This window comes from Mucilaginibacter mali (assembly GCF_013283875.1).
GTDB classification, from domain to species: Bacteria; Bacteroidota; Bacteroidia; order Sphingobacteriales; family Sphingobacteriaceae; genus Mucilaginibacter; species Mucilaginibacter mali.
In genome coordinates this window covers 4511896-4527851 of record NZ_CP054139.1, presented here as the reverse complement: position 1 = coordinate 4527851, position 15956 = coordinate 4511896, and the positions used below count along the sequence as shown (strand labels likewise).

Here is a 15956-nt window from a genome sequence, read left to right as displayed (position 1 = left end):
ATTAGATTGAGACCAAATTTAATAATTGATCTTAATAAAACGATGATGTTGATAAAATCGCATCGGCAATGGATTTAATTTTTATCAAAATGCATCAAAAGCGTCCAGTTTTTTTTGGATGGTTTGCCTGTCGGCCAGGGTTTTACTTAGGGTAAGCGCGGTTTCAAAATGTTTTTTGGCGATAGTTATATCGATATCCCGGTATAACTCGCCCAGCAGGGTATAATAAAAATGATTACCGGTTAATCCCAGTTTCTCCGCTTCGGTGATGGCAGCCGCGTTGCCCTTTACCTTGGCCAGCGCATAAGTACGGTTAAGCGCTGCCACCGGCGAATAGGCTATTTGCAGCAAACGGTTATATAATTGCAGGATGTTCTCCCATTTCTCCGGCGCATCGGTCTTTTGGGTATGCCAGTAGGCAATGCCGGCCTCTAAATGATATTTGGAAAGATGCTCACCCTGCGATGCCTGGTGCAGATGGAAAGCACCCCTGGTTATCAATCCCTGATTCCACAGTGTTTCGTCTTGGTCATCATAAAGCACCAGTTCTCCCTCCAAACCCTTGCGTGCCGCGAAGCGTGAGGAGTGAAAACACATTAATGCATATAACGCATTCACGTTGGGCTGATTTGTCCGGATGTTTCCCATCAGTAAAGTGGTTAGGCGCATAGCTTCCACGCAAAGATCTTCCCGCAAAACACTGTCCTTGCTTTCAGAATAATAGCCTTCGTTGTAAAGCAGGTAGAGCGTGGTCAGCACCGTTTCCAGCCGCTTATCAATTTCTGCCGGTGGCGGAAACATTATCGCCACCTGTTCACTGCGCAACTTCTCTTTCGCACGAAATAGTCGCTTATTTATCGTTTCCTTGTTAGATAAAAAGGCGTTGGCGATCTCATCTATCCCAAAGCCGCAAAGTATCCGCAGGGCCAGGCCAATCTGCGCTTCTGCCGCGATGGCCGGATGGCAGATCGCAAACAGCATCTGCAACTGGCTATCGGCAATATGGGTATCCGACAGGTCGATCTCCAACGATACAGTATCCGTAGTGTCTATATTCGGCATCACCTTATCGGTAAATAATTGATGGCGATGGAGGTGATTCTTCGCCTTGTTCTTCGCCACGGCATACAACCAGGCCGTGGGGTTTTCGGGGATACCCTTATAAGGCCAGCTTTCCATAGCCGAAAGGAAGGCTTCGCCGGCGATATCTTCGGCAACCTCCACATGCGCAAACCCAAACAACTTGCATAGCACCGCTGTAATTTTACCAAACTCGGTGCGGAATAAGTGGGGGATGAGGGTTTGCTGGTTGGCCTCACCCCGGCCCTCTCCTTTGGAGAGGGAGGCAGGATTTTCAAGTCCCTCTCCTTTGGAGAGGGATTTAGGGTGAGGCTTCATCGCTGTGTTTAAATTCTACTCATTAATGCGTTCCGTCATTCTTAGCCACCTTGCGCACCTCCACGGTATTGCCTTCGCCTTGCAGCACCGGGCAGCCCTTGGCCAGTTCGGCGGCTTCTTCGTAACTATCGGCCCGCACGGTTATAAAACCGCCGATGGTTTCTTTAATATCCCCGAATGGGCCATTGGTAACCAGGCCGCCGTGGTGCACTATTTTAGCGCCATCCATCGGTAAACCGGTGCCGTTTACAAATTTATTTTGCGCGGCAATGCCGCCTATCCAATCCATGGTTTGCTTCATCCATGCCTGCATCTGCTCGGGCGATGCGATCCTGGTGCCGTCTTCATGGCGCATAATTAAAAGGTACTCATCCATTTTGTTAGTTTTTAATGTTATTTATTTATGTGAACTACACCCCAATAACAAACGGGTTTTACGGAATTGGACATTGATGATAAAAAAAGGGCCATGATTAAAGGATTTTAGGATTTGCCATGATCCATATGTTATTAAAAATCTTGTAATCAAACTAATCTGTTTAATCATGGTTCTGAACCACGATTAAACAGATTTTAGGATTATCATGCTTATATATCGCCTCCTAATTTACAAGATATAAAAATCCTGCAAATCTTATTCATCTGTTAATCATGGTTCAGACAATTTTTCTATTTTTGAGCGGACAAAAAACTAAAGACAAACATGAACTTTCCAGCAGAACTGAAGTACACTAAAGACCACGAGTGGATACGCGTTGAAGGCAACGAGGCCATTATTGGCATTACCGAATTCGCACAGCGCGAATTGGGCGATATTGTTTACGTTGATATTACTTCGGTAGGGCAGGATGTTGCCGCCGAGGATGTTTTTGGTACTGTTGAAGCAGTTAAAACCGTATCTGACCTGTTTATGCCTGTTGCCGGCAAAGTGCTGGAGGTAAATAAAATGCTGGATAGCCAGCCCGAACTGGTAAATACAGATCCTTATGGCGATGGCTGGATGGTAAAAATTAGCCTTGCTAACGTTGCCGATGTTGACGGTTTATTAACCGCCGACGCTTACCAGGAAATTGTAGGCGCATAATTGCACTAATGAAACAAGTTTTAAAATATCAAAGGCCCGCTTTATGGTGGGCCTTATTTATTTTTATCATCTGTAATATCCAGTTCGGTTCAGTAGGGAAGTCGCACCTGTTTTTCCCGGGTTTTGATAAGGTAACCCACTGCGGGCTGTTTTTTGTGCAGGCCGTGTTTTTAGGCAGCGGTTTTATCAGGCAATACGGCGTGCGGCATTTTACTTTGATGGCCGGTATCAGGGCGTTTTTTATAGTAGTACTATACGGCGGCATTATCGAACTGTTGCAGCGATATGTATTCACCTGGCGCAGTGGCGAATGGGATGACCTTTTCTGCGACGCGGTTGGCGCCGGCATGGCAATATTTGCTATATTGGTAACGTTATATGCATCAGCAAATGCGAAGGATTAAATACTTGATTATTGCAGCGGCCTGCCTGGGCCTGGGTGGTTGCGGCATCTTTAAAAAGGGATGCGGCTGCCCGCATTTTGGTATGCTGAAAATAGAGCAAAGCAAGGTTGCGGGTTTAGCTTAATTATTTGAAGCTAAAGTTCCCCTGGCTTGATATATATCCGTTGGCTAAAGCCAACGGCAATGAAGTTTTCGATCTGCTTTTCCGAAAACCTTTCTGAATTCATTGCCGACCAATTTATGGTACGGAGCATCTCAACAAACGAAATGGCTTTAGCCGAAAGCCTTCTCAAAAGAGTTACATCATTCCTCTCTGTAACATTTTTAACGATAAACTAAATTTATAGGCACAACCTGTAACACTTCATTCCCGGCAACGTCTCTTTAGGCGTTGGTCCAATAACCGGATGTTAAAGTATGTTAACGCATATTGATAAAACTAATCATTTAGTTATTTTGGCGTCAACCCTATTATTACGTTATCGCAATTTTATGAAGAAACATTTTTACGCTCCTTTATTTCTACTGTTTACGATGTGCGTCGCGCTTAGTTCGTTTGCCCAGGCCCAGAAAAGGCTGGTTAAAGCGAAAATAGTCGACGACAAAAATCAACCCGTTGAATTCGCTACCGCCTCGGTTATCCTTAACGGGGCCGACTCGTCGGTTGTAAAAAGCACTATGACCGGCAAAGATGGCTTGCTGGAAATACCCGGACTGGCAAACGGCAACTACCGTATGATCGTATCGCAATTTGGGTTAAAAAACCGGGTAGAGCATTTTGAAATTACCGCGCAAAAACCGTTTGTGGATTTGGGCACCCTGCCTATGGAACTGGCCTCTAAAAATTTGAAGGAGGTAAACGTAACCGGCGAAAAGGCCCCTGTGACGATAAAAAAGGATACCATTGAATTCAATGCCGGATCGTACAAAACGCAGAAGAACGATAACGTTGAACAGTTATTTAAAAAGATCCCCGGTGTTGATGTGGATAAGGACGGCAAGATTACCGCCCAGGGCAAGGAGGTAAGCAAGGTATTGGTGGATGGTAAGGAATTCTTTGGTAACGACCCCAAAGCTGTAACCAAAAATCTGCCTGCCGACGCGATAGATAAGGTACAGATCATCGACGATAAGACAGATAAAGCCAAAAACACCGGTATTGACGATGGCGACCGTAACAAGGTAATGAACGTTACCTTAAAAGCCGATAAGAAAAAGGGTTGGTTCGGTAACATGTCGGTTGCCGGTGGCAATGACAACCGTTATTTGGGACAGTTTAACATGAACCGCTTCGATAATAAAAAGCAATTCTCTATCCTGTCGCTGAGTAATAATATGAACGAGAGCGGCTTCGCGTTCGAGGATATCAACAATTTTGCGGGTGGTAACGCCTTCAGCGCGTTTGGTTCGGCCGATGGTGGGGTTTCCATCAATATCAGCAATAATGGCCGTGCTAATATCAACGGGGCGTTCTCGGGCGTGAACGGTGGCCTGATCACTAACCACACCGCGGGTGTAAACTATAGCGACGAATGGGGCAAAAAGGGGCAAATTAAGTTTAACACCAGTTTTATCACGGTGATATCTAAAAACAATATCACCCAGGCGTCCGATCTGCAGGATGTGCCCAATAATCTGTTCACCAATCAGCTGAGCAGTGGTAATAATGTGAGCAACAGCTACCGCTACTCGGTTAACCTGGAGTACAAAATAGACAGCCTGAACAACCTGAATTTTAAGCCCAACTTCTCGTTCACCTATAAAAAGAATTACTCGCTGTCGGCATCGGGCACCACTAAACAAACAGCCGATAGTGTGAATAGCATCCGCCAGTTGTTGGATCAAACCACGCATAGCCCGGCAGTAGGGGGGCAGTTTACCTTTAACCACCGCTTCCATAACGGTAATGGCTCGGTTAATTTTTATACTACGGGTAACTACTCGGCCAATAATGCCGACTACCTGAACCAGGCCACCACCCGCTATTATGTAAGCAGCCAGCCCAGCACCAATACCAACCAGCAGGCATCGCAGGATAATAATGCCAGCTTTTTAACCAGTACTGCGTCGTTCGTTAGGTCATTGAATAAAAAGAAGAAGATCAATCTTAATATCAGCCAAACCGCCGACTTGCGCAAGCAAAACGCCAATCAGTACACGGTTGATTATAATGCTGTAACCGGTAACTATGAAGTGTTTAACCCGCAATATTCCGGCAATTCAGATAATACCAACCACCGTTATACCACTACGGCGGGCATTAGCAAATCGGGCGAGTCGTACACCGCTTCGGTTAATATGGCCGTGGCCGAATTGGGCCTTCACGGCATATCGTTTGCCAATAATATCCGTAACGATGTTAGTCGCGATGCCTGGGCCCTGGTACCTAATGCCAGCTTCAACTATCGCCAAAAAAATGGCCGTAATCTTAACTTTAGCATAAATACCAATGTATCGCTACCGTCGGCTACCGATCTGCAAACGGTGTTTAACAATACAAACCCGCTGTACATCCGCCAGGGTAACGCCGATCTAACGATGTCGCGATCGCTGAATTTTAACCTGAATTATAATTATTTTGATTTTAAGACCAATAATTACATCAACATCTACAGTAATTACAGTACTACCTGGAATGGCTTCTCTACATCAAGCACGGTTGATGGCAACGGGATCACCACCTCGAAACCGATAAATGTTGACGGTAACTTTAACGCTGGTCTGGGCTTTAACATTGGTCAGCCTACAAAAATTAAGGGTCTGAAGTTTAACGTGGGCAGCTACTCATCGGCTAATCGCAATATTAATTTTATTAATGGCAACCGTAACGCGGTAACCCGCTACTCGCCGGGCGTAAACTTCGGTCCGTCGTTCGATAGGGATAATGTACAGCTAAGCCTGCGCTTTAGCGGCAACTATAATACGGCCAGCAACTCGTATCAGCACGCTGCGGATCGTAACTATTTTAGCTATAACAACAATGCCAGCGCGAGTGTGCTACCCACCAAAACCTGGCGCATCTTCAGCGATATTAACCAGAACCTGTACCGGGGCCAACCGGCCAGCGCCAATACATCGTACTATTTGTGGAACGCGGGTGTAGAGCATTATTTCCTGAAAAATCAGAACCTCACCCTACAGTTTAACGCGTTCGACCTGTTGAATCAAAACTCGGGGATCCAGCGCTCCATCAGCAGCACGGGTGTGATCACTAACAACGAGACAAATACCCTGGGCCGCTACTTCTACATGAAGCTGATCTATAAGATAACAAAGGTTGGCGCAAGTAAAGAGCAGAACGGGCATGGCGGGTTGATTATTATGCGGTAGGGAGAGGCTATCTGAATGTGATATTTAAACTAACCAAGGCAATTACTCACCCGGTCGTGGCTTCACTCGACCACCCTCTCTCCGCTTTGCGGAAAGAGAGAAGAAAGAGTATCGTATAACCCCCATCCCTCTTTTGCCAAAGGCAAGAGAGGGTGTCCGGGCGGAGCCACGGACGGGTGAGTCAGCCGCTATGCAAGGCAATACCTATGCAAGTACTAATTCCCAAACCTTCGTATCAACCCACCACGCCACCTTTCAGTATGGAAGATGTGCTTATTATCCAGCCAGTATAGCCAAAACAAGGTAACAAATACGCCCACGGCCGATCCGGCGGTAACATCCTCGAAAAAGTGTTGACTAAGGTACATGCGCGAGTAGCCAATGCAGCAAGCCAGCGCCAACATCAGCACATCTAAAAACTTATTGCGGAACAGGTAGGCCAGCGTTAGGCAGGCCGAAAATGCCGTTACCGTATGGCCTGATGGGAAGCTGTGGTAGCTGAGCATATCTATCCCCTTAACAAAGTGCATTTTGCTGTGCATATCCTTAAAATACAGGTAAGGGCGCGGCATATCGAACATAAACTTCAGCACCTGCGCGAAGAGGGCGGTAAACAGGTATCCCGAAATGAGCAGGAAGGCCCGCCGGTAGCTGAACAACGCGATGATGGCCGCCAATGTGATCAGTGCCAACCCGTCGCCCAGCATGGTGAAGAATGGGAACACCACATCGCCCCAGTTGGTATGCAGTCCGTTGATGTAAAAATAGATCTGCTCGCGTGTGTAGAGGCTTTTAATGATCAGGCAGCCGGTAAGAATAAGCAGGTACGGCACCAGGAACAGCCAAACCTTGTTGAATAATTTAGCTAAGGTGGTTTTTTCGAACGGCGTTGTGGTCATTTAAAATTTTAATATCAACACAAATGTACCCGATATGATGAGAAATGCGCCGATGGAATCTTTTAAAGTTAACTTTTCGCCTAAAAAAATGGTAGCTAAGATAATGGCCAGCGGCACGCTCAGCTTATCCAGCGGGGCTACCTGCTCTACCTTGCCCAGTTGCAGGGCCTTAAAGTAGAATATCCACGACAAACCTGTGGCCACACCCGACAATATCAGGAAGATCCAGTTGGTTTTAGTGAGGCTGCCGATGCTGTAATTACCCCTAACCAATACAATAGCCCAGGCCAGCACCAGTATCACCACCGTGCGGATGGCCGTAGCCAGGTTAGTATCCACCCCCTTGATGCCCACCTTGGCAAAAATGGCCGTCAGCGCCGCAAAGGCGGCCGATAGTAATGCGTATATCCACCACATAGTAAAATGTTTAAGCAAATGTGTTAACCGATTTTGTATAAATATGGGATGGGGGGATTTGGTTTTTGGCGTGCTGGGATTTTTTGAGATTTAACCACAAAGGGCACAAAGATATTCAATACGATCAAGCACAAAGTACACGAAGATTTAAAAGCATATCGCTGTAAAAACAAAATCTTTGTGAACTTTGTGGCTCCTCCCTTTGTGTACTTTGTGGTTAAATTGCCAGCTACACCACAGATTTCCTACAGATTTTTCAACTAAATTTACCTTGTGAAGTTATTGGTAGTTGAAGACGAACCCGGCCTTCGGGATAGCATCCGCGATTATTTTACCGAGGCGGGCAACGTATGCGAAACCGTGGGCGATTATACCTCGGCCCTGCAAAAGATCAATCTGTACCGTTACGATTGCATTATCCTGGATATTACCCTGCCCAATGGTAACGGACTGGATATCCTGAAAGCGCTGAAACAGAACCGCCACCCAGATGCGGTGCTGATCATATCGGCGCGCAATGCGCTGGATGACCGCTTGCAGGGGCTTGATCTGGGTGCCGACGATTACCTGTCCAAACCATTCCATCTTTCTGAATTGCGGGCGCGTGTAACGGCCATCGTACGCCGGCGTTCATTTGATGGTAACCACATCGTAGTGTTTAACGAGATCGCTTTAGATCTGCAATCAAAATCCGTATCGGTGAATAACCAACAAGTGAAATTTACCAAGCGAGAGTACGAATTGCTGTTGTACTTTATAGCCAATAAAGGCAAAGTGATCACAAAAAACGCTATTGCCGAACATTTGTGGGGCGACAGTATCGACGCGGCCAACAACTTTGATTTCATATATTCGCATATCAAAAATATCCGCAAAAAACTGGTAGAGGCCGGCAGTAACGATTACATACAGGCATCGTACGGCATGGGCTACAAGTTTACCGACCAATGAAGCTATTTACCCGATACTATCGCGTTAACCTGTTATCTACCATTGTGGTAATGCTGCTCACCAGCATGGTTTATTATTGGGCTATCAGCCGGATATTAATAGGCGTGGCAGATAAGGACCTGGTGGTAGAAGAATCGGAGATATTTGAGTATGTGCGCGCTAACCATCGCCTGCCCCAGGTTTTCGAATCTAAAGACCAACAGATCAGCTTTGCGAAGGTTAGCGGGCCTGTTAAGCGCGAATACATCAATACCAGTTATTATAATCCTAAGGAAAGGGAAAACGAGCAGGGGCGTGGCCTGATAAGCAGCGTTAATGTTAATGGCGTGCTTTACAAAATTGTAGTGGTGCAGTCTTCGGTTGAAACGGATGACCTGATCCGGGTTATTTTTAGCATCACTATAGTGGTTGTTTTATTGCTGTTGTTTGTGCTGCTTATGGTTAACCGCCTGGTACTGGGCCGTATATGGCAGCCTTTTTATGGCATATTACAACAGGTGAAAGCTTTTAATGTGGCCGAAAAGAACGATATAGCCCCCCAGCGCACCAATATTGACGAGTTTAACGAGTTGAACGATGCCATCACCAGTATGGCTACCCGGGTAAAAAAGGATTATGGCGAACTGAAGGCGTTTACCGAAAATGCTTCGCACGAATTGCTGACCCCCATTGCTATCATCAACTCCAAACTGGATACCCTTGTACAGACCGAAAACTTTAACGAACGTCAAAGCATGCTGCTGAATGATCTGTACACTTCGGTTTCGCGCCTTACCCGTCTTAACCAAAGTATGTTGTTGCTGGCACGGATAGAGAACCAGGTAATATCGGGCTATGAGCCTGTAAACCTAAAATGGTTGCTGGAAGAAAAGGTAGCGCAATTGCAGGAATTGTATGCCGATAAGGAGATCAATGTATCTGTTTTTGCTGAAGAAAAAGAAGTACAGGCCAGCCGCTACCTGGTTGAAATACTGGTGAATAACCTGCTGGTTAATGCCATAAAACATAATGTGCCGCAGGGGCAAATTGATATCACGCTAACCAAAGATAAACTGGTGATAAAAAACACAGGCGAGGACCGGGATATGTCGACCCAGGATATCTTTAAGCGCTTCAGTAAATCGGCCAATTCTGAAGGGACAGGGCTGGGTCTTACCATCTCCACCCAAATATGCGGCAATTACGATTGGATGCTGGATTACCGTTACCGTGCGCCGTTTCATTATTTTACAGTGGTGTTTTGAGTTTTTTAACCACAAAGGGCACAGATAGAAAAAACCACAGAGGACACGGAGGCAAAGCTTAGAAAAGAAATTATTAATCAGAACCTCCGTGCCCTTTGTGAAACCGCTGTGTTCTCTGTGGTTAAAAATCATCTCCAACAAAATATCTCCAAAATCCCCATCTATCTTGCTTTCATAAAAACAAATAAATTATGAAAAACCTGAAAAAATTAATGTTGATGGCCGTGCTAACCGGCGCGGTATCATCAGGCGCTTATGCGCAAAAAATCACTGCGGCTAAAGTTCCGGCTGCGGTTAAGGCTGCGTTTGCCAAAACTAACCCCGGCGTAACAAACGTAAAATGGGAGAAAGAAGACGGCAAATTTGAAGCTGGCTATACCATGGGTGGCCACGAAATGTCGGCCCTTTACGATGCCAATGGCACCATGACCGAATCGGAAATGGGGATAAAAGTGTCGGAATTGCCAACCAGTGTATTAAGCTATGTAAGCGCTAACCGCAAAGGGGCAAAAATTAAGGAAGCAGCAAAAATTACCAAAGCCGGCGGCGAAGTGAACTACGAAGCCCAGGTGAACGGCAAGGATATGATATTTGATGCCAAAGGCAGTTTTATTAAGGAAGTAAAAGATTAGGTTTTTTAACCACAGAGGACACAGAGATCATATTCAATATAAACTATACCTCTGTGTTCTCCGTGATTTTTCTCTCTGTGCCCTCTGTGGTTAAAAACCTAAGTATATTATTTATAAATTTAACACAATAAATACCCCCAACATCCGGATGAAATATATCCTCGGCATTATTATTTGCGCCTTTGCCTTTACTACCCGGGCACAAGACTTGGATCATTACCTTAATGCCGCCTTAAAAAGCAGCCCCCTGCTTAAGGACCTGAACAACCAGATCGCGTCGGGCAAATTGGATAGCCTGCGGTTACGGGCTGGGCTAAAGCCACAGGTAATAGGTAGCAGCACCGGTACATATGCCCCGGTCATCGGTGGTTTTGGGTATGAATCGGCCATTACCAACGGGCAAACTTTGAATGCGCTGGTAGGGGTTAATCAGCAGATCATCAACAAAAATTATTTGGCCGCCCAGTTATCGGCTTTGAAACTATCGAAAGATTCGCTGGGGAATGCCATTAAAATATCCGAGCAGGATCTTAAAAAGGCCGTCACCACCCAATACATTACGGCCTATGGCAGCCTGCAGCAATACCAGTTTAATAAAGAGGTGGTAGACCTGCTGACCAAAGAGGAAGACCTGTTAAAAAAACTAACCCGCGGCAACGTATACCGCCAAAGCGATTACCTCACTTTCCTGGTAACCCTGAAACAGCAGCAGTTAACGCTGTCCCAGTCGCGCCTGCAATATAAAAACGACCTGACCACGCTCAATTATCTTTCGGGAATTGTAGATACCGCCGTGCTGGAAATAAAAGATCCGGACTTAAAGCGCAGTTTCCCTATGGATACCCGCAACAGCATCTATTTCCAGCAGTTTCGTACAGACAGTATGCGCCTGGCCAACAACCGCAGTTTGATAGATCAGAGTTATAAACCCAAGATCAACGTTTTTGCCGATGGTGGTTACAATTCCGATTTTTCATACCAACCTTATAAAAACTTTGGTACCAGCGTTGGCTTCAGCATATCTATCCCGATATACGATGGTGGTCAGCGCAAACTACAGCAAAAAAAGATAACACTTGAAGAGGATACCCGCCAAAACTATAAGACATTTTTTAATACCCAATACCGCCAGCAAATAGCGCAGTTGAACCAGCAGATAAACGATAACGCCCAGTTGGAGCAGCAGATAAAAGACCAGTTCAAATATTCGGAAAGCCTGATCAAGGTGGATACCCAACTGATGCAGACCGGCGACGTCCGCATGGCCGACCTGATCATCGCCATCAACAACTACATGTCGGTAAGGAACCTGCTTACGCAAACCAATATCAGCAAACTACAGCTCATCAATCAGTTAAATTACTGGAACAAATAGCATGAAGAAGTTTTTTACATATCCCGCATATACTCACCCCGGCAACGCTTCGCTGGCCGGCCCTCTCTTCGCTGCGTGTAAAGAGGGCGGAAGCAGTGCTACCCACATAGCGATGGGTTTTAAACCCATCGCTAACAATGCATCCCCCTTTTCCGCCGCAGGCGAAGAGAGGGTGTCCGGGCGTAGCCACGGACGGTTAAGTCTATCCACCTTGCTCCTCCTCGCCGCAGCCCTCTTCCTATCCGCCTGTTCCAGCGCCGATAAGCCAGCGGCTGATGAAGAAGTGGATGTAAAATCGCAAACACCGGTTACCATAACCACTATCGATCAAAATGCCATGACCGATTACGTAGAGATGAACGCCACATCGGTCTTTCAGCAAAAAAACTATGTGAAGGCCAATGCCAACGGCTATATCGAAGTAGCTAATGCCAAGCCGGGCCAAATGGTAAGCAAGGGAACTACCCTGTTCACCATCAAAACCAAAGAGGCGCAAAGCATTGGCAATAGCATCAATATACTGGATACCACCTTCAAATTTTCGGGGGTTAACAAGATCAAAGCATCGCAGCATGGCTACATCACCCAACTTAACCACCAGGTGGGCGATTATGTGCAGGATGGCGAACAGTTGGCCATCATCAGCGATGAGTCGAGCTTCGCATTCGTACTTCAAGTTCCATACGAATATCGCGCGCTGGTGAAATTGGGACAGGATATCCCGCTCACCCTGCCCGACGGCGAAAAACTGACCGGACACGTAGCCTCGTTGATGCCGGCGGTAGATACCCTGTCGCAAACACAGGGCGTAGTGCTGAAAGTAAACAGCAGCCACCCCATCCCCGAAAACCTGACAGCAAGAGCAAAGCTGGTGAAAACCGCTAAGCAAAACACCGTTTCGCTGCCTAAACAAGCCGTACTGGCCAACGAGACCCAAACCGAATTTTGGGTGATGAAGCTGATAAAAGATACCCTGGCTGTAAAAGTGCCGGTAACCAAAGGCATCGAAACCAGCGATCGGGTAGAGATATTATCGCCCCAGTTTACAGCCGCCGACCGCATTGTGGTGACGGGTAATTATGGTTTAAGCGATACCGCTAAGGTTAAAATAGTAAAACCATGAGCACGCCTGTAAAAGACTACTTTATATCGCACAAAAAGCCCATTAGCCTGGTATTGGCGCTGATATTGATGGGCGGCGTGTTTGTTTATACCAAACTGCAAACATCGCTGTTTCCGGATATTACCTTCCCCAAAATAAAGATCATTGCCGATGAAGGCCTGCAACCTGTGAACAAGATGATGATCACGGTTACCAAGCCGCTGGAGAATGCCGTAAAGCAGGTGCCCGACCTGGAAGTAGTGCGCAGTACCACCAGTCGCGGCAGTTGCGAAATATCGGCCTTTATGAAATGGAGCGCCGACATAGACCTGAGTCAGCAGCGCATACAGGCCCAGATAGATAAGATAAAGAACGATCTGCCTGCCGATGTGAACATAGCGGTAGAGAAGATGAACCCATCGATACTGCCTGTTAGTGGCTACACGCTGGAAAGCCACAACCGTTCGCCTATTGAACTAAAGATGCTGGCTACCTTTACGGTAAAGCCTTTCTTATCGCAGGTGGCGGGCGTATCAGAGATACGGGTGATCGGCGGTAAAACCAAAGAGTATTGGCTGGTGCTGGACAGGGCTAAGATGAGCGCCTTATCGCTCACGCCCGATAATATCAACACGGCCTTAGCGCAAACTAACTTTATCAAATCGGGCGGTTACCTGGCCGATTATAAGATGCTGTACCTCACCGTTACCGATGCGACACTAAGCGCCAAAGATCAACTGGAAAACCTGGTGATTACAGATAACCGCAAACGCATTACCCGGCTTAAAGATATTGCCGAAGTAAAGATCAGCGAGGGCATAGAGTACACCAAAATAAACGCCAACGGGCACGATGGGGTGCTGATAGCCGTAATTAAACAACCGGATGCCAACCTTATCGACCTATCAAACGATATGGCCGTAAAGGTAGCCGCGCTTAAAAAGATATTACCGGCTGATGTGAGCATTAAACCCTATTATATACAGGCCGACTTTGTAAACGAATCGGTAAAAAGCGTGAGTGATAGTTTATGGATAGGTTTGGTGCTGGCTATTATTGTGGCAATTATCTTCCTGCGGTCGGTAAAGGCAAGCGCTACCATCCTGATCACTATCCCTATTACTTTAGGATTGACGCTGATTGTACTTTACAGTATCGGTTACACCATCAATATCATGACGCTGGGCGCCATTGCGGCGGCCATTGGTTTGATCATCGATGATGCTATTGTAGTGGTAGAGCAGATACACCGCACACACGAGGAGCACCCTAACGAGCTGACCCGCCACCTGCTGCGCAAAGCTATCGATTACCTGTTCCCGGCCATGGTGGGTTCGTCCATCAGTACCATTGTGATATTTATCCCCTTCCTGCTGATGACGGGTGTGGCGGGGGCCTATTTTAAGGTGCTGACCAATACCATGATCATTACCCTTACCTGTTCGTTCTTTGTTACATGGATAGGTTTGCCGGTGGTGTACCTGTTATTGAGCAGGGATAAGCTTGGCCTTGTGAAAAAGGAAGAAGAAGCGCACGAGGTAAAAAGGCAGAAATGGGTGTCGTTTTTTATCCTGCACCCTTATGTTGGTGTGGCTATAGCGGTAGCCCTGATAGCTGTGCTGGTGGTTGTTCCTGGTAAATTAGAAACAGGGTTCCTGCCCGAAATGGACGAGGGCGCTATTGTTTTGGATTATACATCGCCACCCGGTACATCGTTGGAGGAGACCGACCGTATGCTGCGAGAGGTGGAGAAGATACTGGCTAAACAGCCCGAAGTAGCCGCTTATTCACGCCGTACAGGTACGCAAATGGGCTTCTTTATCACCGAACCTAATACCGGCGATTACCTTATTCAACTAAAAAAAGAACGCGATAAAAGCACCGAAGAAGTATCGGCCGATTTGCGCACCAGGATAGCCGAAAGCCAGCCTGCCCTGCGGGTTGATTTTGGCCAGGTGATAGGCGATATGCTGGGCGACCTGATGAGTTCGACCCAACCGATAGAGGTAAAAGTATTTGGTACCGATCAGCAAAAATTACAGGAACTATCTAAACAAATAGCTGCCGTAGTAGGTGGTGTAAAGGGTACTGCCGATGTTTTCGATGGTATTACTATTGCTGGTCCGTCGGTAAGTATTGTGCCGCGGTATAGTCAACTGGCGCAGTATGGATTGAACCCTGCCAGCCTGCAATACCAGGCGCAAACCGCCTTAGAGGGTAATTTGGCAGGCAATATTTACGAAAGCCAGCAATTAGCTCCCATCCGCATGGTATATCCGGGCAACCGTTCGCTGAATATTGCCGGCATTAAAAACCTGAACGTGTTTTTACCCAACGGCAACCTGCTGCCCATAGATCAGTTGGCCACAGTAGAACTGCACCCCGGTGATGCAGAAATTAACCGGCAGGACCTGCAATCTATGGGTGTTATCACTGCCCGCCTGGAGGGCGCCGACTTGGGCAGTGTAATGCCCGCCATTAAAAAAGGCATTGCCGAAAAGGTTAGCCTGCCATCGGGCTATCATGTAGAATATGGCGGCGCTTATGCCGAGCAACAGCAATCGTTCAAAGAGTTATTACTGATACTGATTACCGCCAGTTTGCTGGTATTTGGGGTGATACTATTCCTGTTCAAACAGTTCAGGATAGCGCTGCTGATACTGGCCATATCCGTACTGGGTGTAGCAGGCAGCATGCTTGCCTTATACCTCACCAAAACGCCATTAAATGTAGGCAGCTACACCGGCTTAATTATGATTGTAGGTATCATTGGCGAGAACGCCATCTTCACCTTCCTGCAGTTTAAGGAAAGTGCTGCAAAGCAAAGTGTGGATGAAGCCATTATCTATTCCATCTCCACCCGCCTTCGCCCAAAACTGATGACCGCCTTAGGCGCCATTATAGCCCTGATGCCGCTGGCTTTAGGCATAGGTGCCGGCGCGCAATTGCACCAGCCATTAGCCATAGCGGTTATAGGCGGGTTTATTGTGGCTTTGCCGTTGTTGCTTATTGTGCTGCCGAGTATGTTGAGGGTGGTGTATAGAAAGTCCGAAAGTCAGTAAAGACCGGTAGTCCGAAAGATAAAAGTATGCATACAATAAAAGCGCATTGGGGACCAAT

At 46.8% G+C, this 15956-nt stretch carries 13 protein-coding genes; 9 read left to right on the top strand and 4 right to left on the bottom strand.

Features of this window, described 5'->3' with window-relative positions; genetic code table 11:
* Positions 1-84: 84 nt before the first annotated feature.
* Positions 85-1398: an RNA polymerase sigma factor gene (locus HQ865_RS19105; RefSeq protein ID WP_173416442.1), complete on the bottom strand. Its 1314-nt coding sequence runs from the start codon at positions 1396-1398 to the stop codon at positions 85-87.
* 22 nt (positions 1399-1420) lie between these two features.
* Positions 1421-1774, bottom strand: a complete 354-nt coding sequence (locus tag HQ865_RS19100) for a YciI family protein (RefSeq protein ID WP_173416441.1) — start codon at positions 1772-1774, stop codon at positions 1421-1423.
* 327 nt (positions 1775-2101) lie between these two features.
* Here HQ865_RS19100 and gcvH point away from each other — a divergent pair, with 327 nt between their 5' ends.
* From gcvH to HQ865_RS19085, 3 genes are all read left to right on the top strand, one after another.
* Positions 2102-2482, top strand: a complete 381-nt coding sequence (gene gcvH / locus HQ865_RS19095) for a glycine cleavage system protein GcvH (protein ID WP_173416440.1) — start codon at positions 2102-2104, stop codon at positions 2480-2482.
* A gap of 8 nt (positions 2483-2490) precedes the next feature.
* On the top strand, positions 2491-2886 hold the full coding sequence (locus tag HQ865_RS19090) for a VanZ family protein (protein ID WP_173416439.1): 396 nt from the start codon (positions 2491-2493) through the stop codon (positions 2884-2886).
* 492 nt (positions 2887-3378) lie between these two features.
* A complete protein-coding gene (locus HQ865_RS19085) occupies positions 3379-6216 on the top strand; it encodes a TonB-dependent receptor (protein WP_173416438.1) in 2838 nt (945 codons plus the stop codon).
* Positions 6217-6431: 215 nt separating this feature from the next.
* Here HQ865_RS19085 and HQ865_RS19080 read toward each other — a convergent pair whose 3' ends face one another.
* Together HQ865_RS19080 and HQ865_RS19075 are read right to left on the bottom strand one after the other, a co-directional pair.
* Positions 6432-7115 carry a phosphatase PAP2 family protein gene (locus HQ865_RS19080; RefSeq protein ID WP_173416437.1) on the bottom strand — a complete coding sequence of 228 codons (684 nt, stop codon included), beginning with the start codon at positions 7113-7115 and terminating at the stop codon, positions 6432-6434.
* Positions 7116-7532, bottom strand: a complete 417-nt coding sequence (locus tag HQ865_RS19075) for an EamA family transporter (protein WP_173416436.1) — start codon at positions 7530-7532, stop codon at positions 7116-7118.
* 273 nt (positions 7533-7805) lie between these two features.
* Here HQ865_RS19075 and HQ865_RS19070 point away from each other — a divergent pair, with 273 nt between their 5' ends.
* From HQ865_RS19070 to HQ865_RS19045, 6 genes are all read left to right on the top strand, one after another.
* Positions 7806-8483: a response regulator transcription factor gene (locus HQ865_RS19070; RefSeq protein ID WP_173416435.1), complete on the top strand. Its 678-nt coding sequence runs from the start codon at positions 7806-7808 to the stop codon at positions 8481-8483.
* Positions 8480-9727, top strand: coding sequence for a sensor histidine kinase (locus HQ865_RS19065; protein WP_173416434.1), 1248 nt, complete (start codon positions 8480-8482; stop codon positions 9725-9727). Before HQ865_RS19070 ends, HQ865_RS19065 begins: the two co-directional genes overlap by 4 nt.
* 191 nt (positions 9728-9918) lie before the next feature.
* Complete coding sequence (locus tag HQ865_RS19060) at positions 9919-10359, top strand: PepSY-like domain-containing protein (RefSeq protein WP_173416433.1); 441 nt, start codon at positions 9919-9921, stop codon at positions 10357-10359.
* A 148-nt stretch (positions 10360-10507) separates the two neighbouring features.
* Complete coding sequence (locus tag HQ865_RS19055) at positions 10508-11734, top strand: TolC family protein (RefSeq protein WP_173416432.1); 1227 nt, start codon at positions 10508-10510, stop codon at positions 11732-11734.
* A gap of 1 nt (position 11735) precedes the next feature.
* Positions 11736-12857 carry an efflux RND transporter periplasmic adaptor subunit gene (locus HQ865_RS19050; RefSeq protein ID WP_202020404.1) on the top strand — a complete coding sequence of 374 codons (1122 nt, stop codon included), beginning with the start codon at positions 11736-11738 and terminating at the stop codon, positions 12855-12857.
* On the top strand, positions 12854-15898 hold the full coding sequence (locus HQ865_RS19045) for an efflux RND transporter permease subunit (RefSeq protein WP_173416431.1): 3045 nt from the start codon (positions 12854-12856) through the stop codon (positions 15896-15898). Before HQ865_RS19050 ends, HQ865_RS19045 begins: the two co-directional genes overlap by 4 nt.
* Positions 15899-15956: the final 58 nt, after the last annotated feature.

Excerpts from the sequence above, each read along its gene's own strand:
- HQ865_RS19105 (WP_173416442.1), bottom strand. The coding sequence starts at position 1,398 with ATGAAGCCTCACCCTAAATCCCTCTCCAAAGGAGAGGGACTTGAAAAT.
- HQ865_RS19100 (WP_173416441.1), bottom strand. The coding sequence starts at position 1,774 with ATGGATGAGTACCTTTTAATTATGCGCCATGAAGACGGCACCAGGATC.
- gcvH (WP_173416440.1), top strand. The coding sequence starts at position 2,102 with ATGAACTTTCCAGCAGAACTGAAGTACACTAAAGACCACGAGTGGATA.
- HQ865_RS19090 (WP_173416439.1), top strand. The coding sequence starts at position 2,491 with ATGAAACAAGTTTTAAAATATCAAAGGCCCGCTTTATGGTGGGCCTTA.
- HQ865_RS19085 (WP_173416438.1), top strand. The coding sequence starts at position 3,379 with ATGAAGAAACATTTTTACGCTCCTTTATTTCTACTGTTTACGATGTGC.
- HQ865_RS19080 (WP_173416437.1), bottom strand. The coding sequence starts at position 7,115 with ATGACCACAACGCCGTTCGAAAAAACCACCTTAGCTAAATTATTCAAC.
- HQ865_RS19075 (WP_173416436.1), bottom strand. The coding sequence starts at position 7,532 with ATGTGGTGGATATACGCATTACTATCGGCCGCCTTTGCGGCGCTGACG.
- HQ865_RS19065 (WP_173416434.1), top strand. The coding sequence starts at position 8,480 with ATGAAGCTATTTACCCGATACTATCGCGTTAACCTGTTATCTACCATT.
- HQ865_RS19060 (WP_173416433.1), top strand. The coding sequence starts at position 9,919 with ATGAAAAACCTGAAAAAATTAATGTTGATGGCCGTGCTAACCGGCGCG.
- HQ865_RS19055 (WP_173416432.1), top strand. The coding sequence starts at position 10,508 with ATGAAATATATCCTCGGCATTATTATTTGCGCCTTTGCCTTTACTACC.
- HQ865_RS19050 (WP_202020404.1), top strand. The coding sequence starts at position 11,736 with ATGAAGAAGTTTTTTACATATCCCGCATATACTCACCCCGGCAACGCT.
- HQ865_RS19045 (WP_173416431.1), top strand. The coding sequence starts at position 12,854 with ATGAGCACGCCTGTAAAAGACTACTTTATATCGCACAAAAAGCCCATT.